22 protein-coding genes and 1 pseudogene are annotated in these 21909 nt (G+C 70.2%); 5 read left to right on the forward strand and 18 right to left on the reverse strand.

Going from position 1 to position 21909, the window contains the following annotated elements; genetic code table 11:
* Positions 1-366: 366 nt before the first annotated feature.
* The gene (locus tag ACMATS_RS17495; RefSeq protein WP_414168391.1) at positions 367-600 is read left to right on the forward strand and encodes a hypothetical protein; all 234 of its coding nucleotides are present in this window, start codon (positions 367-369) and stop codon (positions 598-600) included.
* Between the two features lie 76 nt (positions 601-676).
* Here the strand turns inward: ACMATS_RS17495 and ACMATS_RS17500 are convergent, their stop codons facing one another.
* A complete protein-coding gene (locus ACMATS_RS17500; protein WP_414168392.1) occupies positions 677-1930 on the reverse strand; it encodes an FAD-dependent oxidoreductase in 1254 nt (417 codons plus the stop codon).
* A gap of 195 nt (positions 1931-2125) precedes the next feature.
* Between ACMATS_RS17500 and ACMATS_RS17505 the strand changes: the two genes are divergently transcribed.
* On the forward strand, positions 2126-2758 hold the full coding sequence (locus ACMATS_RS17505; protein WP_414168393.1) for a chorismate mutase: 633 nt from the start codon (positions 2126-2128) through the stop codon (positions 2756-2758).
* A gap of 52 nt (positions 2759-2810) precedes the next feature.
* On the opposite strand, the gene ACMATS_RS17510 is transcribed toward ACMATS_RS17505, so the two are convergent.
* The 4 genes and pseudogenes from ACMATS_RS17510 to ACMATS_RS17525 form a co-directional block, all read right to left on the reverse strand.
* Complete coding sequence (locus ACMATS_RS17510) at positions 2811-3551, reverse strand: thioesterase II family protein (protein ID WP_414168394.1); 741 nt, start codon at positions 3549-3551, stop codon at positions 2811-2813.
* 37 nt (positions 3552-3588) lie between these two features.
* Positions 3589-4089 (reverse strand): winged helix-turn-helix domain-containing protein, encoded by a 501-nt coding sequence (locus tag ACMATS_RS17515; RefSeq protein WP_414168395.1) that lies wholly within the window; start codon positions 4087-4089, stop codon positions 3589-3591.
* Between the two features lie 292 nt (positions 4090-4381).
* Positions 4382-5014 (reverse strand): annotated as a pseudogene (locus ACMATS_RS17520) (glycosyltransferase family 4 protein); the annotation flags it as partial.
* A gap of 412 nt (positions 5015-5426) precedes the next feature.
* Positions 5427-5582 carry a hypothetical protein gene (locus ACMATS_RS17525; RefSeq protein WP_414168396.1) on the reverse strand — a complete coding sequence of 52 codons (156 nt, stop codon included), beginning with the start codon at positions 5580-5582 and terminating at the stop codon, positions 5427-5429.
* 402 nt (positions 5583-5984) lie between these two features.
* Here ACMATS_RS17525 and ACMATS_RS17530 point away from each other — a divergent pair, with 402 nt between their 5' ends.
* The gene (locus ACMATS_RS17530) at positions 5985-6572 is read left to right on the forward strand and encodes a nuclear transport factor 2 family protein (protein ID WP_414168397.1); all 588 of its coding nucleotides are present in this window, start codon (positions 5985-5987) and stop codon (positions 6570-6572) included.
* A gap of 177 nt (positions 6573-6749) precedes the next feature.
* Here ACMATS_RS17530 and ACMATS_RS17535 read toward each other — a convergent pair whose 3' ends face one another.
* The 10 genes from ACMATS_RS17535 to ACMATS_RS17580 all read right to left on the reverse strand — a co-directional run bounded on the left by ACMATS_RS17535 (position 6750) and on the right by ACMATS_RS17580 (position 17323).
* On the reverse strand, positions 6750-7739 hold the full coding sequence (locus ACMATS_RS17535) for an MBL fold metallo-hydrolase (protein ID WP_414168398.1): 990 nt from the start codon (positions 7737-7739) through the stop codon (positions 6750-6752).
* Positions 7740-8546: 807 nt separating this feature from the next.
* Positions 8547-9521: an amidohydrolase family protein gene (locus ACMATS_RS17540; protein WP_414168399.1), complete on the reverse strand. Its 975-nt coding sequence runs from the start codon at positions 9519-9521 to the stop codon at positions 8547-8549.
* Between the two features lie 403 nt (positions 9522-9924).
* On the reverse strand, positions 9925-10059 hold the full coding sequence (locus ACMATS_RS17545; RefSeq protein WP_414168400.1) for a hypothetical protein: 135 nt from the start codon (positions 10057-10059) through the stop codon (positions 9925-9927).
* A gap of 38 nt (positions 10060-10097) precedes the next feature.
* Positions 10098-10733 carry a hypothetical protein gene (locus ACMATS_RS17550; RefSeq protein WP_414168401.1) on the reverse strand — a complete coding sequence of 212 codons (636 nt, stop codon included), beginning with the start codon at positions 10731-10733 and terminating at the stop codon, positions 10098-10100.
* 126 nt (positions 10734-10859) lie between these two features.
* Positions 10860-13520, reverse strand: a complete 2661-nt coding sequence (gene alaS, locus ACMATS_RS17555; protein ID WP_414168402.1) for an alanine--tRNA ligase — start codon at positions 13518-13520, stop codon at positions 10860-10862.
* 224 nt (positions 13521-13744) lie between these two features.
* A complete protein-coding gene (locus ACMATS_RS17560) occupies positions 13745-14422 on the reverse strand; it encodes an HAD family hydrolase (protein ID WP_414168403.1) in 678 nt (225 codons plus the stop codon).
* Positions 14419-14967, reverse strand: a complete 549-nt coding sequence (locus ACMATS_RS17565) for an orotate phosphoribosyltransferase (RefSeq protein WP_414168404.1) — start codon at positions 14965-14967, stop codon at positions 14419-14421. The genes ACMATS_RS17560 and ACMATS_RS17565 overlap by 4 nt, the downstream gene beginning before the upstream one ends.
* A complete protein-coding gene (locus tag ACMATS_RS17570; protein ID WP_414168405.1) occupies positions 14964-15539 on the reverse strand; it encodes an LOG family protein in 576 nt (191 codons plus the stop codon). The genes ACMATS_RS17565 and ACMATS_RS17570 overlap by 4 nt, the downstream gene beginning before the upstream one ends.
* A complete protein-coding gene (locus ACMATS_RS17575) occupies positions 15536-16432 on the reverse strand; it encodes a hypothetical protein (protein WP_414168406.1) in 897 nt (298 codons plus the stop codon). Before ACMATS_RS17575 ends, ACMATS_RS17570 begins: the two co-directional genes overlap by 4 nt.
* Positions 16433-16483: 51 nt before the next feature.
* Positions 16484-17323: an aspartyl/asparaginyl beta-hydroxylase domain-containing protein gene (locus ACMATS_RS17580; protein WP_414168407.1), complete on the reverse strand. Its 840-nt coding sequence runs from the start codon at positions 17321-17323 to the stop codon at positions 16484-16486.
* 339 nt (positions 17324-17662) lie between these two features.
* Here ACMATS_RS17580 and ACMATS_RS17585 point away from each other — a divergent pair, with 339 nt between their 5' ends.
* Complete coding sequence (locus ACMATS_RS17585; protein WP_414168408.1) at positions 17663-19216, forward strand: tetratricopeptide repeat protein; 1554 nt, start codon at positions 17663-17665, stop codon at positions 19214-19216.
* A 14-nt stretch (positions 19217-19230) separates the two neighbouring features.
* Positions 19231-19584, forward strand: a complete 354-nt coding sequence (locus ACMATS_RS17590) for an ASCH domain-containing protein (RefSeq protein WP_414168409.1) — start codon at positions 19231-19233, stop codon at positions 19582-19584.
* 246 nt (positions 19585-19830) lie between these two features.
* Here ACMATS_RS17590 and ACMATS_RS17595 read toward each other — a convergent pair whose 3' ends face one another.
* From ACMATS_RS17595 to ACMATS_RS17605, 3 genes are all read right to left on the reverse strand, one after another.
* Positions 19831-20547: a hypothetical protein gene (locus tag ACMATS_RS17595; protein WP_414168410.1), complete on the reverse strand. Its 717-nt coding sequence runs from the start codon at positions 20545-20547 to the stop codon at positions 19831-19833.
* A complete protein-coding gene (locus ACMATS_RS17600; RefSeq protein ID WP_414168411.1) occupies positions 20544-20879 on the reverse strand; it encodes a hypothetical protein in 336 nt (111 codons plus the stop codon). The genes ACMATS_RS17595 and ACMATS_RS17600 overlap by 4 nt, the downstream gene beginning before the upstream one ends.
* Before the next feature lie 780 nt (positions 20880-21659).
* Complete coding sequence (locus tag ACMATS_RS17605; RefSeq protein ID WP_414168412.1) at positions 21660-21878, reverse strand: hypothetical protein; 219 nt, start codon at positions 21876-21878, stop codon at positions 21660-21662.
* Positions 21879-21909: the final 31 nt, after the last annotated feature.

The following is a 21909-nucleotide window of genomic DNA, read 5'->3' on the forward strand; positions in this document are numbered from 1 at the left end:
GAGCGCAACCGCATCAGAACGTCGGCAGCGGAGACCCGGAAGGCCCTGGACGACCGACTCGGCACCCTCCGCAAGAGCCGGGCCGAGGTCTGTCAGGAGCAGGCTCTCCAGATCACCCGGCAGGCGGCTGCCAACTGGACCAGATCTCCCTGGACGAGTTCCGGGCCGGCGGCCGGAGAGTGTGGGGGCAAGCCGAACTGACACGACGTCAGGGCCAAGCGGAACACGGACGGGCGGGAGGACACCGCGCCGGACACCGCGCCGGAGGCCCCCACGGACACCGCCACGGACACCGCGCCGGAAGCCGCCCCGGAAGCCGCCGCCCCGGACACTGTGCCGAGTGACACGCCGGCGTACGGCCGGCTGATGGCCGAGCGGAACGCACAGGCCGAGCAGCAGGTGGCTGTCGGCGAGACGGGAGAGCCTGCGGAAGGGGACGCCACCGAGGCGGAGAAGCCCGACGAGGCGGTTGAGCAGCCTGCCAAGGCGGACGAGTCCGCCACATCGGAGGAGCCGGCCGAGTCGGAGGAGCCGGCCGAGCCCGGGGCCTCCACCGGCCTCGAAGCCTCCTGGGCGGGCTTGGCGAAGTGCGGTGCGTGATCGCGCCCCAAAGGGGCGCGGGGAACTGCGCGAACAGCCACGACCAGCCCGCAGTTGACGTACCGCTGTGCCGTCCTCACACCAGGGCTCCCTGGCGAAGCAGCTCCACACGCACCGCACGAACGTCGTGCTCCGTGCCCTGCACGTAGAGGGCCGCGGCCACCCCCGCGGCGTGGCCGGTGGCGAAGGCCGTGCCCATGACCCGCAGTGACGCGAAGGCGTCGTCGTCGGAACCGGTAAGCCGGCCGGCGGCCCACAGATTGTCCGTGTCCGCCGAGCAGATCGCGCCGTACGGGATGTCGTACCAGCCCTTGCCCTCGATGGGGACGTACCGGGTGACGCCGGGGCCCGCGTGGTCCTCGACGGGCCAGCCGCAGCGGGCGATGGACTCGCCGGGCCGCTTGCGGGCGGTGAGGACGTCGTCGCTGCGCACCTCTTCGCGGGCGCGCAGCCGCCGCGACTCGCGGATGCCCAACTGGGGTCCGGTGGCCAGGAGATGGGCGTGCTGCCAGCCGGGCAGGTGCGCGCGGAAGGCGGCGAGGTAGTCCGCGGCCTGACGGCGGGCGTCGATCTCGGCTGCGGTGAGCGCGGCCGCGTCGAGGGTGTCGACGTGCTCGTCGGCAAGGAGGGCGACGACCTCGCCGGTGACCGGGAGGCGGGCCAGGACGCCCTGCTCGCGCAGCAGAGGCCGGGACGAGCAGCGGTTGTGGGCGGTGACGGCGGCCCGTACGCCTTCGCGGGAGAGGTCCGCATCGGGGGCCACCCCGCCGTAGCGGGAGACGAGGGTGCTGGTCTGCCGGTCGGCGAGCGGGGCCACCCGCACGCCCGCGCCGGACAGGGCGCACAGCACTCCGTCGCCGCTGGCGTCGACGAAGGCCCGTGCCCTGACGCGGCGCCGCCCGCCGGGGTCGCCGACCTCGATCTCGCGCAGGCGCCCGCCCTCCCGCCGGGCGCCGACAAGGGCGCTGTGCATGCGGACGTCCACTCCGGCGGCGGTCGTCTCCTCGTCGAGCACGGCCTTCGTGGTCTCCACGTCCAGCAGGACGAACCGGTTGCCGCTCCAGGAGAACGAGCCCTCCTGGTACACCCCGCGCTGCCGCAGCCGGCGCAGGACGCTCGCGCCCACCCCGCCGACGACGAGGCGGCGCTTCTGGTCGAAGAAGCCGCAGTAGATCGATACCGAGGAGGCCGTGGCGGCGCCGCCCAGGAACGCGTACTTCTCGATCAGCCGGGTGCGGCAGCCGGCGCGCGCCGCACCCACGGCGGCGGCAACGCCTGCAGAGCCGCCACCCACCACCACGACGTCGAATTCCTCGTCGGGACTCAGCATTCGGCCAGCCTAAGCAGCATCCAGCCACCGGCTCATCGGGCAAAAGGACCGCAACAAGCTTTCTTTTGCCGACTGCCTCCCCCTGTGCGGTGGGGAAGACTCGGAACCGAGACGTGAGACGTGGGACGCGAGAGAAGAGGGTCAAGATTGTCTTCCCCGAACGGACACAGCCGCAGTACTCGCCGACGACTCACCATGGCCGCGGGGGCAGCCGCCCTCGCAGTCGCGTCCGTCATCGCCGCCTCCCCCGCCAACGCCGCCGTCACGTCCCCGGGCACGCAGATCTCCTCGCTCACCGGCAGGCATGCGGACCGGCACGCCGAAGCAGCCGTCCTGCAGCTCGCGCGACTGGCCGCCGAGCGTGTCATGACCGCCGACCTGGTCGCGGCATCCAAGTGGATTTCGGGCGCACCCGTCAACGATCCTGCGAGAGAAGAGCAGGTCCTGCGGGACATGGACGCCAAGGCCCAGGAACTGGGCATCGACCGCCCCACGGTGCAGCGCGTCTTCAAGGACCAGATGGAAGCGAACAAGCTGGTTCAGTACGCCCTTCACGACCGGTGGCGGGACAATCCCGAGGACGCCCCCACCACCGCACCGGACCTGAGCGAAATCCGTGACCGGATCAACCGCATCAACGGCGAGCTGCTGACGGCCATCGGCGAGGCCGCGCCCGTCCTTTCCGCTCCCCAGTGCCATGCCGTCCGCGACCGTGCAGCCGACACCGTGGCCGAGGAGGAGCAGCTCGACCCCCTCCACACCCAGGGGCTGCGGCGCGCCCTTGCAGGACTGTGCACCGCGCCCCCGCCCGGCCCCGGGAACGCATGAAGCGCCCAGGCATCCCGACGCGGTGTGAGGCAGGAGCGGGAGGAGAAGGAGGTCAGCCGAGCGCGGTGGCGATCCGCGCCAGCTCCGCGGCGTGGTCGGCGAGGTAGAAGTGACCGCCCGGGAAGACGTGCACGGAGAAGGCGCCGGTGGTGACGCCGGCCCACTCCTTCATCTGCGCCGCGTCGACCCGGGGGTCGGCGTCGCCGGTCAGGGCGACGACCTCGGCGGTGAGCGGGGCGGCGGCGGGGTCCGGCCGGTAGGTGTCGATCAGGTGGTAGTCGTTGCGGATGATGGGGAGCACCATCGCGCGCAGGTCCGGGTCGTCCAGGACGCCGGTCTGCGTGCCGCCGAGCGCGTTCATCGAGGCGACGAGCTCGGTGTCCGACAGGGGCCTGGCCGAGGCCTCCCCAGGGTGTCCGGACAGCTTGCGGCCCGATACGCAGAGCCGGTTCACGTGCGGCACCTGCTGCGCCTCCAGGATGCGCAGGACCTCGTAGGCGACCGCCGCGCCCATGCTGTGGCCGAAGAGGACCGTCTCGCGGCCGGCCTCCGCCCGCAGCACCTCCGCCACGGCGGGGGCCAGTTCTGCCATGGAGCCGACGAGCGGTTCGGCGATCCGGCTCTCGCGGCCCGGGTACTGCACGATCTGCAGCTCGACCGCCGCCGGGTCCAGGTACTGCGCCCAGGTGCGGTAGAAGCTGGCGCTTCCGCCGGCGTGGGGGAAGCACACGAGGCGGCGGGGGGCCGCCGGATTCGGCTTGGGGGTGACCAGCCAGGGGGACTTGGGGGGCATGTGATCCCTTTCTGATTCGGCTGCGGGCCGTCCTGGGTCACGGGGCGCGAATCCGCTGGCCCAGAACCGCCTCGCCCAACGGGGTCAGCGTATGCACCGCCGCGTTGTGTCTTCGTTCCGTCGCCACAAGTCCGGCCCGGCGCAGCACTCCGATGTGCTGGCTCACCGCGGGGTCGGAGATCCGCAGACGGCGCGCGATCTCACCAGTGGTGCCCGTGGTGCCCGTCATGCGGAGGCATTCCATGACGTCCGCGCGCGTGCGTCCCAGCAGCGGCGGCAGCGCCGAGTCCGCGGGCTGGTCCTGCCACAGGGACGCGGCCGTGGCGGCGTCCTGCGCGACGTTGCAGACGAGGAGCAGCGTGCCGTCCCGGCCCGGGGCGGGGTCGAGGATCCGGGGCTGCCGGGCGAAGAGCGAGGGCACTGACACGAGCCCGCGCCCCCGCAGTTCCACCTCGCGGTCGGGGCCGTCGTCGGCGACGTGCAGCACCGGCGCCTCCCAGCGGACGGCGGGGTGGATCCGGTTCAGCGCGCACGCCATCCCGCCCTCCAGGCCGTCCCGGCCCCGCGCGGTGCGCTCTTTTTCCAGGCTCAGCGCGATCCGCTTCCAGTAGGGCCGGACGGCCGCCGCACAGAAGGCGTTTCCCTCGCATTCCCCGGCCGTCGCGGAGAATTGCTCCAGCGCCTCCGCCAGATTCTGCGGGGATTCCAGGGTGCCGCCCGGCGACCAGCCGGGTGGCCGGGATGCGGATTTCGGTGAAGATTGCCATCGGGCGGCGGTTCCTTGTCGGAGCGTGAGAACGGCGGGCAGCGGGCGGCGGGGCTGCGGGACGTCAGGGGCGGGCGGACAGCGGGCGGGACGGCCGGGAGCCGTGGGCGCCCTCGGGTTCCAGGAGCTCCATGAGGTGCCGGGCCGAGCCGTCCCAGGACCACTCCTGCGCCACCCAGTCGCGTCCGGCGCCGCCCATCTCCGCGGCGCGCCCGGGGTCGAGCAGGGTCTCCGTCAGCACCCCGGCGACCGCCGTCGGGTCACCGCCGTCCACGACGCGGCCCGTGCGCCCGTCCAGGACGGTGTCCGGCGCACCGCCGGAGTCGCCCACGACGACCGGCAGTCCGCTCGCGGCGGCCTCCAGGAAGACGATGCCGAGCCCCTCCGCCTCCAGGCCCTTCTTGCGGGTGCGGCAGGGCATCGCGAAGACGTCCGCCGCCGCGTAGTAGGCGGGGGTGTCGGCGTGCGGGCCCCCGCCCGCGAAGTGCACCGCCCCCTCGACGCCGCACTGCCGGGCCAGCCCGCGCAGCCGCCGCTCGTCCGGCCCCTGGCCGACGATGAGCAGCGCCGCCTCGGGCACCTGACGCCGGATCAGCGGCAGCGCCCTGATCAGGGTGCCCTGGCCCTTGCGCTGCACCAGGCGGGAGACGCACACCAGCACGCGCTTGCCGTCCTCGCCCACCTGCGGGAGGGGGCGGGGGCGTAGGGGACGGCGGCACCCATCACCGTGCGCCCCCGAACTCTCGCACGGCGACAGCGCGTCTGCGCGGGCACGAAAAAGGTCCAGGTCAGCGGGGCTGACCTGGACCTCATCAGAGCCGCCTTCGGGATTCGAACCCGAGACCTACGCATTACGAGTTCAAGATCACTCGTGTTGAGGGGGTTCACGCTATGCCGCCCGGTGGCTGTCTATGCAGGTCAGCGCCGGGCGGCGGTGCGTTGGGGACCAGGCGGTGACGGCCCGTCCGAAGGCGTCCGGGCTCACACGGGGCTCACCTCGGGCTCACGCTTACGGGCGGTTGACCTGCACAGACAGGGGTCTGAGCGGAGCGCGCCTTCCCGCCCGGAACGCTCGTACCAGCTTCCAGGCCACCGGTCTGCCAGAACGGTCATTCGCGATAGCTGCTGAGCTCGATGAGGCTGTTGTCGGAGTCACGGAGGTAGACGCTGGTCATGGTGCCGGCGGCACCGGCGCGTTCCACCGGGCCCTCTTCGACCGGGATGCCAGGTACGAGTGCCCTGGGCGGGGCCGTCACACTTCCCATCCGAGGCACCGGCAGCGTACGGATGGCGCAGGAGCACGATGTGCGACATGCCGTCGGCGATGACCGGAGGCCGCGCAGTGCGTGCCCTTGCCGACCACGGTATCGATCACATCGCGCGTCGACTCGCGGATGCTCTCCCGCTCGGAGCCCGCCGACGGGGTTCATGCGTGTGGTGGCGGCCCGACCCGGTGACTGACCAGCGGTTCTTCATGAGCTTTGGCCGCGCTGCCTGCTCCACTGAGGGCACGGCAGAAGCCACGTCGCCCCCGACGGTTCGGACGCTGGGCAGGCGCTCTCGCCGCTGGCGCTTCGCTGCCGACCCCGGCAAACGGAACCTGCCTCACCGGGGTAGCGCCCTGCGCGGCAGACAGGCAGGGCGAGAGGAAGAAGGAGAGGGACGGCATGAGCAGTGACGTCACCGAGATCACCCAGCTTGTCCTGCACGAGCGTCAGGGGCGTGACCGTGGCTGGTGGGACCAGGAACGGTCCTGCTTCGCCGAGGACTCCCACGTGCATGTGAGCTGGTTCGAGGGCAGTGGCGAGGACTTCGTCGCCGGGTCGCAGAAGATGTCCGGCCGGGGTGAGGCCGTTGTCCACCGGCTCAGCCCTCCCGTGGTCCACGTCCGCGGAGACCGGGGCCTGGTCGAACTGCCGGCCCTGATCGAGATGCGCACCGTCATCGACGGTGTCGAGGCCGATCTCGCCGCCGCCGCGCGCCTGTACTACCGCGTCGTACGGCGCGATGGCCGCTGGCTCGTGCTCGACCTGGAGGGCGTGTACGCACACGACACCCTCACTCCCACGCTGCCCGGCACTCAGCTGGCCATCGCCCCCGGGGACCTTGCGCCGTTGCGGCCCTCCTACCGGTTCCTGGCCTACGTGCTCTCCCGCCGCGGCTACACCATCGACCCCGACTTCCTGGGAGACGACCGCCCCGAGGAGGTCGCCCGCTTCTACCAGGACGCCCACGCCTGGCTGAACGACGGCTGATACCCCGGCCGGAATGTCTTCCGGATATGAGGGTGGAGGATTGGCTCTTCTTACTCGTGTGGGTGATCAGGGTTCGATGACCGGCGCAAGCGCGTACTGGCATGGCCGACAGAGTGAGGGGGTCTGGTGAGGCCTCGGCCCCGGTCAGATGCCTATGTGCGGCATACCGGGGGAGGCTCAGGCGGTCTCCAGTCGGTAGTGGCGGTTGTCATGGGCCACCTGGACGGGTCCGCGGTAATGCGGTGCCACTTTGGCCTTCCATGTGTTGTCGGGCACGGTGACCGGGGCCAGATGGTTGAGCACGACTCGCTTGGCGCCTGCCTCCTGTGCGACTTTGCCGACATCCGCCGACGGGGTGTGGGACATCTCCATGTACTCGGGATTGAGCCGGAATCCCTTCGGCGGGTTGGAGGGCGTGATGGCCGCGAGAATGGCGTCAGGGTCGTACGCCTCGTGGACGAGGATGTCGGTCTCGTGGGCGAGGTACGCCACGTTGGTACTGCGGCGGGTGTCACCGGAGAACACGATCGATTTCTTGTTGTCGAAGTCGAAGCGGAAGGCGTAGGAGGGGAAGACGCTGTAGTGCGGGACGAGGACGGCCGTGACCTCGAAGTCGTCGGTCTCCATGACGTGGATCGGCCGTGTCGCCAGGGGCGCGGTGTTCTTGTAGTCCGCGTCCGGGGGTACCGCGATCTCGTGGATGGCCCGCTGTACCTGGGGGATCTGGTCCAGTCCGTCGCGGGCCAGGATGTTCGCGGTGTAGGCGTAGGCGTTGTCGCAGTCCTGGGTGAGTTTCCTGATGCCAGGGGTGGGGTCGGTGCCGACCACGGGTGCCCTCTGCCCAAGTGCTGTGTCCCTGCTGAGTCCTCCCGCCGGCCCCGGCCCGTAGACGGGGATCTTCCGGGGTTTGACATCGAGCATGCCCAGCGGGTTGTCGGCCAGCATGAAGTAGTTGTAGTACTCCGCGATGTGGTCGGCGTGCAGGTGCGTGAGGAAGATGCCGCCGAGGTCGTCGATGGTCAGCCCGGCATCGTAGAACTGCGATACCGAGCCCCGGCCACAGTCGATCACGTACGCCCTGCCGTTGACCACCAGGGCGGAAGAGGTTCCGTAGTGCCCGGCCACGGGCGGCGGACCGCCCACCACGCCCAGCGTGATCAGCTGCACGTCCAGGCCCCTGCCCGCCCCCGGCCGGTGCCTGAGCGGGACCGCCCCGGCCGGCCGCGTTCCCAGTCCGAACCCGGCCGCCGTCATCCCCGCGCCCGCTCCCAGGACCGACCGTCGCGACAGCTCCGTGTCATGGCCTTCACACATACGGTGCCCTCCAAGATGTTGCCGCCATTGGGCCAGGCATGGCGAACCAGATCAAGAAGGACACACCAACCATTTCGGAGATGCCCACCCGGCGCCAAGGATGCCCACCGCCCCCGAAGACCTCGCGCCGTTGCGGCCCTCCTACCGGTTCCTGGCCTACGTGCACTCCCGCCGCGGCTACACACCGTCGACTCCGAGTTCATGGGAGACGATCGCCCCGACGAGGTCACCCGCTTCTACCAGGACGCCCACGCCTGGCTGAACGACGGCTGACACCCCGGCCGGTCCACGCCGCCACGCGGGCGGCGGAGACCGCAGTAGCCCCATGGACGCACGGCGCGAGAGAGGCCCCCGATGCGGCGAGTGCCTGCCCAGGGCGACGGGGCATATGGGCGCGTCCGACGGGGTGGGTGCCCCGGGGCCCTCGCCCCCGCCGTCGTCATGGGTCCAGTCCGTCCGTTGCGCCTGTGGCGTCCGGGCACCGGCCCGCCTGCGTACCCGAACCCGGCCTGTTCACCCTCACCCCGCCCGCTCCGGCGGCGCCTCCCGTTCCTCCGGCAGGCGCCCGACTTTGGGGCAGGCCAAGGGGCCTGCGCTGGTGGGGAGTCCACTGCTGTGTTCGAGGCAGGCCGAGCGGTGGGTGAGGAGTTTGGGGCCGGCTCACCCCAGTTTCAGGAGGCGGGCGGCGTTGTCGAAGGCGATCTTGTGGAGGAGGTCTTCGGGGAGGTCCAGTTTGTCGAACCAGGTTCCGGCTTCCTCGCAGGATTCGTAGGGGTAGTCCACCGAGTACAGGACGCGGTCGGCACCCAGGATGCCTACGGCGTACTCCAGGGAGGGGGTGTGGAAGTACCCGCTGGTGGTGACGTAGAAGTTGCGCCGCAGGTACTCGGTCACCGTACGGCCGAGCGGGAGTTTGTCACCCGGATCGAGGGCGAGACGGTGGTCCAGGCGCCAGGAGCACCAGGGCAGCAGCTCGCCCATGTGCCCGAGGATGATCTGCAGCCGTGGCGCTTTGTCGAAGAGCCCGCTCAGGATGAGGCGCAGCACGTGTTCGGCGGTCTCGACGTGGAAGCCCCAGGCGGCGCCGACGAGCTGGAAGAAGCCGTCGTAGGTGGTGACACGGTCCGGCGGGACCGTTCGCGGGTGAAGGTAGACGGGGACACCCAGCTCTTCGGCGGCGCGCCAGAAGTCGAGGTACTGGGGTGCGTCGTAGTAGAGGGGGGTGCCGGCGCCGTCGTCGTAGCCGTTGACCAGGGCACCGGGGAACCCCAGCTCGCTCACGCAGCGGCGCAGCTCGGTGATGGCGGCGTCGGGGTCCCGCATGGGAAGCACCGCGAGGCAGCTGAGGCGGTCACGGTGCAGGCCGATGGCCGTGGCCACGTAGTCGTTCCACTGCTCGGCGATCGCGGCGGCGTCGGCGTCCGCGGGAAGGCCCTGCACTCCAGGGGACGTCACGGAGAGCACGGCGATCTCGATGCCAGTGGCGTCCATGTGCCGCAGACGTTCTTCGGTGAGATCGATGAGCTGGTCGTACACCGGCATCAGGGCCTGGTACACGAACGACGCCGACCCCCCGGGCTCAAGCTTGTCCTGGCCGGGCACGGCAATGGCTTCCTCAAGAGCAATCTTCTGCATTCCCGAGCCTCCTTGCTGGCCGAGGACGCGCCCCGCCCCGTTTTCCCCGGCATCACGAAGAGGTTGGGCGACTGCTAGTTGGACCAACCGGGCTGTCGCTGCCCACTGCCGGGCGGTGGATCAGGGCGACACCCCTTGTCCTCCACCTTCCGTCGTCGAACGGGTGCTCGCAAACGCGCGGGCAGACCCGCCACAGGACATTGAGATCTTTCGTCCTGAATTCCTGCAGGTCAGGAGGGGTATGGATGCCAGCGATGACGACTCCGATGCGGTTGGCTGAGCATCGGACTCGTCGGAGGAGGCACCAGATCATGTCCTTGACGGTGAGGACGAGACGGTCCAGCCGATCGATGCGCATGACGGTGTCTCCGCTGTGATTCTGAGCGGGAGGCTCCCCGGAACGTCAGAGGGCGATCAGCGGGTTGTCCGGGCCGCCTCGCGACACGACGGGCGGTTTCGCTCCGGCCGACGGAGCACCGGCCGCACACACGGCCAGGGCAAGTGGCATCGCCGCGCACATGAGTCGGGAGAACTTCATGACGAACTCCTTCGCCCCCGACGACCGCCGCCCCACCTTCACCGGGTCGGCTGTCCAGCATTGCAACATGGCCCCCCGCGCTCAGCGACCTGACAACGCACGGCGGACGAGGTCTGCGCGCAGGCCCCTTGGCGAGGAGGCCCCGGCAGACCTCCGGCCAGGCCGATCAGGCGTTCCAGCTCGTCCATGCTCGCGGACTCCACCTGAACCGGGGTACCACCTGGACCGGACAGCTCCGCGCGGACCGGCTGGTCCAAGCCGAGAAGGCGGCACTCGCGCTCGATGATGCGCACCGCTCGGTCCGTGGCCCAGTAGTCCCCGGATCGCATCGCCAGCTGGTACATGGGGAAGAACAGGCGCTCCAGGCGCTCCATCATCAGCTGCCGTAGCTCGTCGGTGCTCCGGCTGAGCTCTGCAGCGCGCCCCTTAAGGGCCTTGGTCACGTCCCTGCACGCCAGCTCGATCAGTCGCTTGTCGCTGGGCGGTGTCAGCCCTTGCCTGTAGCGGTCTATGCCGTACCCCTGCGGGTAGGCGCGTCCGTCGGAGTTGATGGAGGGGTCGGCGGCAAGCTTTCGGCCGATGGCCGGCCAGCCGACGCCCGCGACCCTGAGATCGACGGCGTCGGTGCGACGCTGCGTGATGGCGGCCTGCACGGCGCGGTTGGGGCGACCCATGAACAGAACTCCTGCACCCCACGCCCTTCACCAATGATCACGCATTTGCTGCTGACCTGCGTATATGAGCGCCCACTGTCCTTCGTCAGGCCGGGGTGCCCGCCCCGGCCTGACGAGTTCGGGGGCTCAGCCGTCGGCCAGAAGCAGCCCGGCTTCGGCAGCAGCGATGGCGAGGGCTTGGTCAAGGGCTTCGGTGCGGCGTCCGCCTGCGTTGGCGACGGGGCCGCGTCCACCGGAGCCGCCGCCGACAGTGCGGGCGGCGTCGGTGAGGATCTGGCTGGCCTCGGCGCCTTCCTGGTGGAGGCTGTGTGAAATCGCGGCGACGATCAGGGCCTTGCCGTTGTGCTCAGTGCCGAGGATGACGACGGCGGGGCCTCGGTGGATGCGGCCGACCGCGTCGGCAGCCAGACCGCGCAGTTCATCCGGGGCGACACCGGTGACACGCTGGGCGACGATCCAGCCTCGGCCGGACGGCTCGGCCTGGTCTGCGAGCAGGGCGGCCTGCTGCCGCAATTCTTCGGCCCGGAGCTTCGACAACTGTTCCTGGGCCGTGGCGAGCGCCTGGAGACGCTTGCGCAGGGCGTCGGGGGTGTCGGTGGGCCGGGTGGTGCCGAGCAGGCCGGCGAGTTCGTTCAGCAGGCGGCGTTCGGTGTCGAGGTGGCGGAGGGTGTCGTGGCCGGTGAGGGCTTCGACGCGGCGGAGGTTGGAGCCGATCGAGGACTCGCTAAGGAGGCGGAAGGTGCCGACCTGGGAGCCGTGGACGACGTGGGTGCCGCCGCAGAGTTCGCGGGAGAAGTCGCCGATGTCGACGATGCGGACGGTGTCGCCGTACTTCTCTCCGAACAGGGCGATGGCGCCTGCGGCCTCGGCTTCGGCGCGGTCGGCGTGCCAGGCCCGCACTTCCGGGTCATCGAGAACGTGGCCGTTGACGGTCGTCTCGATCTGGGCGAGCTGGTCGGGGTTGAGGGCGGAGAAGTGGGCGAAGTCGAAGCGGAGCCGGTCCGGCTCGACCAGTGAGCCCTGCTGGGCGGCGTGGTCGCCGAGCGTCGCGCGGACGACAGCGTGGAGGATGTGGGTGGCCGAGTGCGACCGCATCAGGCCCTTGCGCCTGTCGGCGTCCACGGACGCCTCACCGCTATCCCCCGTACGGATCTCGCCTTCCAGTACGCGGGCGGTGTGGACGCGGAAGCCTTCCAGGCCATAGCGGGTGTCGGTGATCCGCAGCAGGGTGCCGTCGCTGGTGCGGAGTGTGCCTGTGTCGCCGATCTGGCCGCCGGCCTCGGCGTAGAACGGTGAGCGGTCCAGGACCAGTTCGACCTCGGCGCCTTCGGGGGCGGTGGTGACGACGGTGCCTTCGGAGATCAGGCCCTTCACCGTGGTCTCGGCGGTGAGGTGGTCGTATCCGAGGAACTCGGTGCGCGGCAGTTGTGCGGCCAGCTCGCGGTAGGTGTCCATCTTCCGCAGGGCCTCGGTGGTCTTCGCCTTGCCTCCGGCCTTCGCGCGCTTCTTCTGCTCGTCCAGCAGCACGGCGAACCGGTCCTCGTCGACGGTCAGGCCGGCGTCGCGGGCGGCCTCGACGGTGAGTTCGAGGGGGAAGCCGAAGGTGTCGGCCAGCTCGAAAGCGGTCTCTCCGGGCAGGGCGGCCGACCGGCTCTCACGGGTGCGGGTGATCGCAGCGTCCAACAGCCGGGTTCCCTGGGCCAGGGTGCGGGTGAAGGACTCCTCTTCGGCGGTGACGACCTGCTCGATCAGGGTGGCCTGGGCGGCCAGCTCCGGCCAGACGTCACCCAGGTTGGTGATCACGCTGGCGGTGGCGGCAGGGAGGACCGGCCCGGTGATGCCCAGGAGGCGGGCGTGGCGGATCGCCCGGCGCATCAGGCGCCGCAGGACGTAGCCACGGCCGTCCTTGGCGGGCAGGACGCCGTCGGCGATGAGGAAGGCCATGGAGCGGGCGTGCTCGGTGACGACCTGGAAGGAGACCTTCTCCTCGCCCTGGCCGGGGTACTCGCGGCCGGCCAGGTTCTGGACGGTGTCCATGGTGGGGAGCAGCAGGTCGGTGGTGCAGACGTTCTCGGCGTCCTGGAGGATCGCGGCGAGGCGGTCCAGGCCGAGGCCGGTGTCGATGCTCTTGTTGGCGAGTTCGCCGAGGATGGGGAAGTTGCCCTTCTTGTCGCCTTCGCCACGCTGGAACTGCATGAAGACCAGGTTCCAGATCTCGACGTAGCGTTCGCCGTCGACGGCAGGGCCGCCTTCCTTGCCGAAGGCGGGGCCACGGTCGTAGTTGACCTCCGAGCAGGGGCCGCAGGGGCCGGGGACGCCCATGGACCAGTAGTTGTCCTCCATGCCCAGGCGCTGGATGCGGGAGGCGGGGACGCCGATGCGGCGCCAGAGGTGCTCGGCCTCGTCGTCGTCCTCGTAGACGGTGATCCAGAGCTTGTCCTTCTCCAACCCGTAGCCCTGGGTGAGCAGTTCCCAGGCGAAGGCGATGGCGTCTTCCTTGAAGTAGTCGCCGAAGGAGAAGTTGCCCATCATCTCGAAGAACGTGGCGTGCCGGTTGGTGCGGCCGACGTTGTCGATGTCGGAGGTCCTGGCGCACTTCTGGATGCTGGTGGCGCGGGGGAAGGCGGGCGGGGTCTCGCCGAGGAAGTAGGGCTTGAACTGGTTCATCCCGGCGTTGGCGAGCAACAGGGTGGGGTCGTCCGGGATCAGTGGACTGGACGGGACCTGCTGGTGGCCGCGGGAGGTGAAGAAGTCGGTGAAAGTGCTGCGGATCTGCGTCGAGCGCATGGCGGCATGGCCTCACGGAAGAGTCGTGGAAGGTGGGGGGAAATCACACGCCGAGCCGGGCCGAGAACAGGGACTGAGAGGGTTCTCAGTTCTCCAGCTCGACGCAGATAGCTCGCGCCCCCACGGTGAACACCATGACTCCAGATCCATCGCACACAAGGTGGTGCAGCAGACACGTAGGTCTGCTGCACCACCGACTGTAGCGGGTACGGAGTCAAGATCGCTCAGCTGAATGCGGTCGTCACCTGCTGTGGGGCTCGCCCGGCGGGAATCAGGTCGAGCAGGCCGGGGCCGATCTGGGCCGGGTTCGTCAGCACCACCGGACAGCCCGCTTCGGTGAGGGCGCGACGGCCTGCGTATCCCCATCCGGCTCCGGCGAAAGCGGCCCCGGCCTGGAACGCAGCCCACCGGTCGGTGAGGGTGTCGCCGACGAAGAGCGCCGCGCGGGGTGTGGCGCCGAGGCGGGCCAGGGCCAGGAAGATGCCGTCGGGGGCGGGTTTGGGCTCGGCGTCCTCGCGGCAGATGGTGGTGTCCATCAGCTCGAAGACCTCCGGCGGCAGGAGCCAGGGCAGGCGGCCTCTGGTCTGGAGAGTGACCAGGCCGGTGGCGGCCCCGGCCGCCCGCAACGCAGAGATTCCTTCCACGGTTCCGGGGAACAGTGCGGTGCCGGCGGCGGTGGCCAGGGCCGGGTCCCACCAGACCTCGCACAGCTCGTCCGGGTTCGGGACACCGAGCGCGGACAGGACCTCGACGCGCGGGGTGGTGATCGCATCCGGCGGCAGGTCCGCAACCGTGACGCGGCGCCCGAGCGCAGCGGTGGCGACTCCGGCCAGGGTGGCCAGCATCGCTGCTCGGCTGTCCAGCAGCACTCCGTCCACGTCGAACAGCACGACGGGCCTCATGACGCCGCCCCGGTCGAGGCGGGCAGGTCGCTTTCGTGCAGCAGCGGGCCGAGGGCGATGCCGTGCTCCTCCAGCAGGACCTTGCCGCCCAGCGGCCGCTCCAAGATGCAGAGCGCGTCGGAGACATGGCCCCCAGCGGCCCTCAGGGCACGGGCCATGACCAGCAGTTGGCCGCCGGAGCGGACTACGTCATCGATCAGGACGACGCGGCGGCCCTCTATCTGTGTGCCTTCGATCTGCTGCTGTGAGCCGTAGCGTTTGGGCAGTCGCCGCAGGAAGGCAGCTGGCAGACCGGTGGCCGCCGACAAGGCAACGACCAGTGGGATGCCACCGAGCTCGACCCCGGCCAGCACCTCGGCCCCAGCGGGGACCAAGGCATGCATCGCCTTGGCGACGTCATGTAGCAGCTGAGGGTCGCTGGCGAGCCGGAACTCGTCAAAGTACGAGTCCAGTTCCTGGCCGTCAGCGAGGGTGAAGGGGCCGTCCACGCAGGCGGCGGCGATCCGAGCTGACAGGGCAGCGGTGATGCTCGTGGTCCTGGTCACGCTTTCCCCTTTGCGGACGGGGACAGGTGGGCGAGTTCAGTGGCGAACAGCGCCGCCGAAGCGATGGGGGTGAGGAATCCCAGGGGCCTGGTGGGCGACTCGAAGAGCCAGCCCTCCCGCTTGAGGAAGGCCAGCAGGCGCAGGACGGTGGGGCCAGCGAGCCAGACCGGAACGGGGCGGATGTTGCCCGCGTAGTAGACGGCGGCGGTCAGTTCGTGCAAGGTGCCGATGCCGCCTCCCATCGCGACGACGAGGTCCGCGCGAGCGAGGTAGTGGTTCAGGCGGGCGCCGAGGTCGGGCAGGTGGACTTCCCCGGTGATGTGCGGGTTGAAGTCGCCCCACTCCGGGTGCTTGTCCTTCAGGGTGACCGCGATCGCCTGGCCGCCCTTGGCATCGGCGCCGCGGGCGGCGGCCTCCATCAGCCCGTTGTAGCCGCCGTGCAGGAGCGTGAACCCGGCCCCGGCCAGGGCCATGCCGATCTCCTCGGCCATCCGCTCTTCGTCCTCGGACGCGGGGACGACCCCGCCGAAGAACACCGCCGTCTTGCCCGTCGCCTCCGGTGTGGGTGTCATGCCAGCTCCAGGTAGGTCCGGTACGCGGTGACGGCATCGTGCAGGCCGTCCAGTGCACTGGGGCAGGCCCGCTTCGTCAGCGCAATCACCCGGTCCAGCGCGGCGTCGACGCCCGCCGCGTCCGGGACCGCCGGGGAGGTGACCGCCATCTCCAGGTCGGCCAGGCAGGCCCGCCCGATCGGGGTGAGTGCGATCTCCTCCCGCAGCTGGTACCAGCCCCAGAACCGGGAGGCGGGGGCGAGGGCGGCCTTGATGAGGTCCTTGGTCGCGGTGTGCAGCAGGTGCCACTCGGCGTACGCGATGAACCGCTGACCGCGCTGGATGCGCTTGTGCAGCAGCACCGCCAGCACCAGGTGCTCGATCAACAGCTCGGTGCACGACTTCGGCCGCGCCCTCTGCTCGGCAACGCACTCCCTGGCCTGACGGATCTGCGAGGTGGTCGTCTCCGACGGCTCACGTTCGAACAGGATCGCGCTGGCAACGCGGCGGCGGATCGCGGGGACCTGCGACGCGGGGGCCAGATACAGATCAATCTGGTGCAGTTTCCCGTCGTGCGGGACCAGGAAGACGAACCCGATCCCGCCCAGGTCCACGACGATGCTGTCCCGCCAGCCGGGCAGCAAGGCTCCGACCTCGACGGCCATCAGGTCGTCCAGGGCCGAGACGAAGGCGGGCAGCGCGCCGTCCTGGATGCCGACGAGGAAGTCCACGTCCGAGAGCCGGTCCGCAGTGCCGGAGGCGAGCGAGCCGCGAACCAGCAAGTGGGTCACCGCCGGGGAGGCGACCAGCAGTTCGGCGGTGCGGGTGACCAGCGGCAGCTGCGCCGGCCGGTTGGCTTCGGCGAGTTCGGCCAGCCGCAGGTCGGGCGGGGCGGTGATGAGCGTGGCAGGCATGCGCAGTCCTTCCAGGAAGGGGTGCAGCGGATGAAGGGACCGTTCGCGTGTTCAGGCGGTGAGCGCGAGGAGCTTGGTCTTCGCCTGGGCCCAGCGGGTGCTGGACTCGGTGTCGCCGAGGCAGGTGTGCAGCTCGGCGATCAGGTCGTACGTGGTGCCCTCGGGCAGGGCGAAGGAGTAGAACAGGCGCAGCAGCAGCCGTTCGGCCGCCTCGATGTAGCCGAGGTCTGCCAGTCGTCGGGCGGCGGCGAGTCGGTCCGCCAGCACCGTCTGGGACGCCTCCGGCAGCACCTCGGCGTCCGGTGTCTCCGGCTCGGCCGGTCCGGCCAGGTTCCGGTAGGCGTCATCCGCATAGACGTCGGCGATCAAGTGAATCCGGTCCGGTCCCAGGAGGTTGCAGACCCCGTGCGCGAAGGTCGGGGTGAGCCGCCAGATCTGTCCGCCGGACATGTGGACCTTCGTGCCCCCGGTGACGAGGAAGGCGGAGGAGTTGGTGTGCAGCGGGATGTGCAGGCGGTGCCGCTCGGCGTGGGTGAGTTCGTCGTAGTCGCGGTGCTCCCAGAGGAACGCGTTCGCCTCCAGCCTGGCGAGCCGCACCCACATGTAGGAGAGGCCCAGCTCGGCCAGCAGTTCGGCCGTGGCGGGCATCTGCTCCAGCAGAGCGGTGGGTTTCGCGGCGCAGTCGGTGATCGTGACGTCGGCCGCCTGGCCGGAGGCGTTCATCAGCGACGTCGTCCACCAGCCGCCCGACTGGTAGTCGCCGTACTCGGCCTTCCAGGGCGCCGGTGCGGTCAGGGCCTCGTGCCGCAGCCGCTCGACCCGGGCCGGCTCCAGCCTCACCAGCTGGGCGATCTGATCGGACAGCGCCCCAGTGGGCGGGTGGTCTCCCATCGTTTCCCTCTCACGTCTCATCGCCCCGTCCAGTGGGCAAGGGGCGGTGCAGATTGGGGGTGGAGGGCGCTCGCATCCGGCCGGTGTCCTCGCCTCGCGGTAGGAGGGAACCCGGCCGGCGGGGAGGTGCGTCGGCCGGACGCGGCGCCTGGGCATCAGACTGGTCCGGCCGCGTTTGCGCTGGTAGTGAGAGGTGCCCGCCCCTCATGGGCGGCGCTGTCGCCCGCTGCGGGCGGTTGGACCGCCCGCAGCGGGAAGGTTTGGCCAGTACAGGGGTTAGGCAAGCAATCTTCGGCGGCGCGTCCGGGACCTTGGTCCGCGCCCGGCGGGGAGGCCAACGTGACAGGCACGACACCGAGCAGTCCGGTCCATGACGTCTCCTGCGGGAAGCGCCTGCGGGAACGCGCACTCGGCCGGGCTGATTCGCCGGAAGTGGTGCCGCCCGAGCTGGTCGCGGCCATCGCGGTAGAGATCGAGGCCCATTGCGGGCACCACCACCTCAAGTGCCGCCGCCTGGCCATGGCCTGGACCGTCGCCCAGGCAGTCGAGGCCGCCCACGACCTCGTCGAACGCGAACGGCTCCCCAAGGTCGGGCTGACCGAACGGTCGTGGAAGGACTGGGAGGCCGGCCACCCGCCCAGTGCGGACTATCAGGACCTACTGTGCCGCCTGTTCGCCACCAACCCCGTGCAGTTGGGCTTCGCCAACGACTACTCACCGAGGCCCACTGATCCACTTTGGAGCGGGTCCAAAGCGAGTGCGACACTCCCCGCAGGGCAGGCAAGTGCCAGCGGAACCAGCCCGAACACCGGGGCGGAGGTGGACGAGACGAAGCGTCGTGACGCGGTGAAACTCGCCGGACTGGCCCTGGCCGCACCGGCAGCCGCCGCACTCATCTTGGAACAGGCAGCCGCCGAGGCCATGGAGTTCACTCGCCAGGCAGAGGCAACCGCCCTCGGCTCCGGCACCTTCGATCATTTAGACCTGGCTGTCACCGAGTTCAACCACGCCTACTCGCTCAAGCCCCCGCATCTGGTGTTCGACGCCGTGCTGGACTACCGCCGCAAAGTCGACGCCATGCTTCGGGGCAACCACACCCATCGGCAGGGACGCGAGCTGTTCGCCTTCGCCGGCTGGCTCTCCGAACTCCTTGCCTGGCTGGCTCACGACCTCGGCGACGCCCGCACCGGCCTGGCGTTCGCCGCCGATGCCTTCACTCACGGCCAGCAGGCCGGGCACGGGCAGTTGTGCGCGTGGGCGATGGACGCCGCCGCCTCCATCAACCTCTACCAACACCGCCCCGTCAAAGCCCGCCAAGCCGCCCTCAAGGGCCTCACCGAGGCCCCGGCCGACCATCCACTGGCCGTGCGGCTGCACGCCCAGGCAGCGCGCGCAGCCGCCGCCGACGGCGATGCCGACGGGTTCACCATGGCCTTCCAGGCCGCTGAGGACGCCTATCGGCTGCTGCCACCCCGCCCGCCCCGACGCTTCGGCATGGACATCGCCCCACTGGCCGAGTACGCACTCACCTCGTATCCGGCGACCGCCTGCATCTGGCTCGGCCAGGCCGAGGAAGCCCGCAGCCATGCCGAACACGCACTGGCCGTCTACGAATCGGCACCCGCGGCCTCCCGTTCACCCAGCCGTGAAGCCATCGCCCGCATCGACCTCGCGCTTGCCCATGCCCAGCTCGGCGACCCTGACGACGCCGTGGTCCTCGGGCACCAGGCCCTGGACTCCGCCCGCGTCGTCGACTCCGTCCTGGGCCGGGCCGGTGACCTCGCGGCCTTCCTCACCCGTCGCTACCCCCAGCAGGCCGCTGTGGAAGGCCTGCGCGAGCGCCTCACCGCAACAGCCCCGCCGACCCGCTCCACGCTGCCCGCCGTCCAGTGAAGGAGAGCCCCGCAATGGCCGAGCCGGATGCCGACGAACGCGTGATCAACATCCGCAAGCCCTACCTGGAACTGATCGCCGAAGGCCGCAAGACCATCGAGGTCCGCGTCGGCTATCCCAGCATGCGCAAACTGACCCCGGGCCAGATGCTGCGGTTCGCATCAGGCGACACCTCCGTCCGCACCCGCGTCACCAAGGTCAACCAGTACCGGTCCTTCGAAGCCATGCTGGACGCCGAGGACAACGCCACGATCGGCAGTAAGGACATGACGCGGGACGACCTGTTGTCCGCCTGCCGCAACATCTACCCGCCCGAGAAGGAAGCCCTCGGCGTCCTCGCCATCCACCTCCAGCTCCTCCCCGACTGATGCGCCACCGCGCGCAGTTCACCGTGTCCCTGCTCACAGCCGCGTGCTGAAGGGCCGGAGTGTTGCCCGGAGGGTCGGGCAACCAGCAGCGTGTCCGGCCTGCTACCCGTTCCGTGATCGGTCGCGGCCCAGTGCCACTGGGCTCCCATTCCCTCCTGTCCATGTGATGGTCTATCCGGAGTCATGGCCGAGTTGCACGTTTCCTTCCCTGGCCGTTTCCGGCCGCCAAGCCACAACCTGACGGCTTCACGCGGCGGCCTCTCGGCCGTGCTGCGCGGTGGCGAGGTCGACGCGGGAGGGGTGCGGGGTAGCACGAGGGGCGTTGCTGCGAACGCTGCCGTCAGGGCGGACTCGGCGGCTGCGGCACGGGCGGCCCTCGGGTGCCTGGCACCAGTCACAGCGGACGCTGAGCGGATCGGGCTGCCCAGCCACAACAGCGGCCTCGCGAACGGCGCGTACGGGCCTGAAGCGGGCCAGCTCGGTCCGGGTATGCGGAGGGATACACGTTCCAATCGCGCGCAGCCGCGCCTCGATGTCCGGGTTCGATCCGCCGGTGAGCGCGCGGTGCTCGACAGGCGCGGCCCGCCCGGTTGCAACAGCGGTACGGGTAGTGCGCAGCTCGGCAAGGAAGGCGGGGAGGTCGTCGGGGTCGGCGGCCGGGATGGGGTCGGTGTGGCGCTGCATCCGGGCATCGCAGTGCCGGGCCCAGGCACGGAGGATGTCGTGTGGCTCGATGGAGCGGTACTGCGCGCTGTTGTCACCCCTGCGGCATTCGTAGTAGTCGCGGACCACGCGGCTCACGTCCCACGAGCCGTCGGGGAGCGTGGCGGGGATCTCCTCGAGGGCAGTGGCCCATCGGGTGACGAGTTCCTCGGTGCTGCTTGCGTCAGTGAGCTGCCGGTAGAACCGGCCGTCGACGGTGCCGACGCGGTCGAGCAGTGCGACGGTTTCACGGAGCCTCATCGGGCGTTCTCCCGGTTCTCCAAGTTGTCCAGGGCGGCGAGCAGGTTCTGCCGTGCTGAGGTGGCGGGGGCAGCGGTCGAACGGCCCCGGAAGGGCACGATGTTGGTGCCGGGCCTGGCCGGGCTCTGGTGGTCGAGGTCGGACCAGACCTTGAGCCAGTACCGAGCTGGCCTGGGCGCCTCACCGGGCACGGTGCGGTGGGCGGCGAGCTCGACGAGGGCAGAGACGCCGTGGCGCTGGACGAGACGCCAGACGTCATGCTGTTCGCCGAGGCCAAGACTCCAGCGCACGCTGACACCAGCGGCGTCGAGGGCGGCAGTCAGAGGGCGCAATGCCTCAGTGACCACAGAGGCGGCTGGGACGCTCGCGCGCGGCTGCTGCTGTTCCTCTTGGTGTTTGCGTTCTCTTGCGTTCTGGGGTGCAGAATTTGCACCCCTGGGGGTGCAAGAACTGCACCCCTCCGGTGCAGAATCTGCACCCCCTGGGGTGCAGTTCTTGCACCCGTGCAGATTTTGCACCGGTGCAGAATCTGCACCACCAAACCCGGGCGTACCGGACATGGCGCGGGCATGACCAACCGCACCTGCAAGCCGGTACACAGTCTCGCCGCGCGGCCCCTTGCGACCCTCCACGACAGCCAGCTCGCCGGATACGAGCAACTTGTCGACTGCGCCGATGACGCATCGCCGGGACGCGTTCGTACGCTGCGCGAGCATTGCGGTGCCGGCATAGGCAGTACAGTCCGGGCCCGAGCACTTGTCGGCGATGGCCAGCAGCACCATGCGGGCAGCGCCCTTCGCGGCGGACCGGGTCCAGACCCAGTCCATGGCGTCGAGGCTCAACGGGTCACTCCTCCGGGTCCGTGCGAGCCGAGGACAGTGGCGCAGGAGTGGGGTGAAGGCATGGGGCGTATCACGCTGGGGCCTCCTGCCCCTCGGCGGAGACAGGGAAGTCGGTAGGCTTCACGAAAGAGTCCTTTGACCGGCGGTGCGGGGTGAGCAAGACCCCGCACCGCCGCGCTGTTCATGAGTGGATGGCATCGCGGGCTTCGAGGGCTCCGGCCGACGTTGCGATCGTCAGGCCGGGGCCCGTTCGCGTTGTGGCGCAGGCCGTCATGCGGCCATGGCTTCGCCGTTGGCGGCACCATCGGGGGCGACGACAGGCAGGCCCAGATAGCCCCACAGGTCGTAGCGGGTGACCCGGTAGGCGCGGCCCAGCTGTCGGACGCGCACGGGGTACGTCCCGGCCTTGGCCATGAAGTAGCCCTGTGTGCGGCCGACGCCCAGAGCGCGGTTCGCGGTCTCCAGGGGGAAGCTCACGGGGAGGGTCATCAGTTCAGCGTGGGTCATCTGACGGGGGTGC

It is taken from the genome of Streptoverticillium reticulum (assembly GCF_047456005.1).
Classification (GTDB): domain Bacteria; phylum Actinomycetota; class Actinomycetes; order Streptomycetales; family Streptomycetaceae; genus Streptomyces; species Streptomyces reticulum.

Excerpts from the sequence above, each read along its gene's own strand:
- ACMATS_RS17540 (WP_414168399.1), bottom strand. The coding sequence starts at position 9,521 with ATGCAGAAGATTGCTCTTGAGGAAGCCATTGCCGTGCCCGGCCAGGAC.
- ACMATS_RS17570 (WP_414168405.1), bottom strand. The coding sequence starts at position 15,539 with ATGACACCCACACCGGAGGCGACGGGCAAGACGGCGGTGTTCTTCGGC.
- ACMATS_RS17500 (WP_414168392.1), bottom strand. The coding sequence starts at position 1,930 with ATGCTGAGTCCCGACGAGGAATTCGACGTCGTGGTGGTGGGTGGCGGC.
- ACMATS_RS17590 (WP_414168409.1), top strand. The coding sequence starts at position 19,231 with ATGGCCGAGCCGGATGCCGACGAACGCGTGATCAACATCCGCAAGCCC.
- ACMATS_RS17550 (WP_414168401.1), bottom strand. The coding sequence starts at position 10,733 with ATGGGTCGCCCCAACCGCGCCGTGCAGGCCGCCATCACGCAGCGTCGC.
- alaS (WP_414168402.1), bottom strand. The coding sequence starts at position 13,520 with ATGCGCTCGACGCAGATCCGCAGCACTTTCACCGACTTCTTCACCTCC.
- ACMATS_RS17575 (WP_414168406.1), bottom strand. The coding sequence starts at position 16,432 with ATGCCTGCCACGCTCATCACCGCCCCGCCCGACCTGCGGCTGGCCGAA.
- ACMATS_RS17515 (WP_414168395.1), bottom strand. The coding sequence starts at position 4,089 with ATGGCGTGCGCGCTGAACCGGATCCACCCCGCCGTCCGCTGGGAGGCG.
- ACMATS_RS17495 (WP_414168391.1), top strand. The coding sequence starts at position 367 with ATGGCCGAGCGGAACGCACAGGCCGAGCAGCAGGTGGCTGTCGGCGAG.
- ACMATS_RS17605 (WP_414168412.1), bottom strand. The coding sequence starts at position 21,878 with ATGACCCTCCCCGTGAGCTTCCCCCTGGAGACCGCGAACCGCGCTCTG.
- ACMATS_RS17505 (WP_414168393.1), top strand. The coding sequence starts at position 2,126 with ATGGCCGCGGGGGCAGCCGCCCTCGCAGTCGCGTCCGTCATCGCCGCC.
- ACMATS_RS17560 (WP_414168403.1), bottom strand. The coding sequence starts at position 14,422 with ATGAGGCCCGTCGTGCTGTTCGACGTGGACGGAGTGCTGCTGGACAGC.
- ACMATS_RS17530 (WP_414168397.1), top strand. The coding sequence starts at position 5,985 with ATGAGCAGTGACGTCACCGAGATCACCCAGCTTGTCCTGCACGAGCGT.
- ACMATS_RS17545 (WP_414168400.1), bottom strand. The coding sequence starts at position 10,059 with ATGAAGTTCTCCCGACTCATGTGCGCGGCGATGCCACTTGCCCTGGCC.
- ACMATS_RS17580 (WP_414168407.1), bottom strand. The coding sequence starts at position 17,323 with ATGGGAGACCACCCGCCCACTGGGGCGCTGTCCGATCAGATCGCCCAG.
- ACMATS_RS17525 (WP_414168396.1), bottom strand. The coding sequence starts at position 5,582 with ATGGGAAGTGTGACGGCCCCGCCCAGGGCACTCGTACCTGGCATCCCG.
- ACMATS_RS17595 (WP_414168410.1), bottom strand. The coding sequence starts at position 20,547 with ATGAGGCTCCGTGAAACCGTCGCACTGCTCGACCGCGTCGGCACCGTC.
- ACMATS_RS17510 (WP_414168394.1), bottom strand. The coding sequence starts at position 3,551 with ATGCCCCCCAAGTCCCCCTGGCTGGTCACCCCCAAGCCGAATCCGGCG.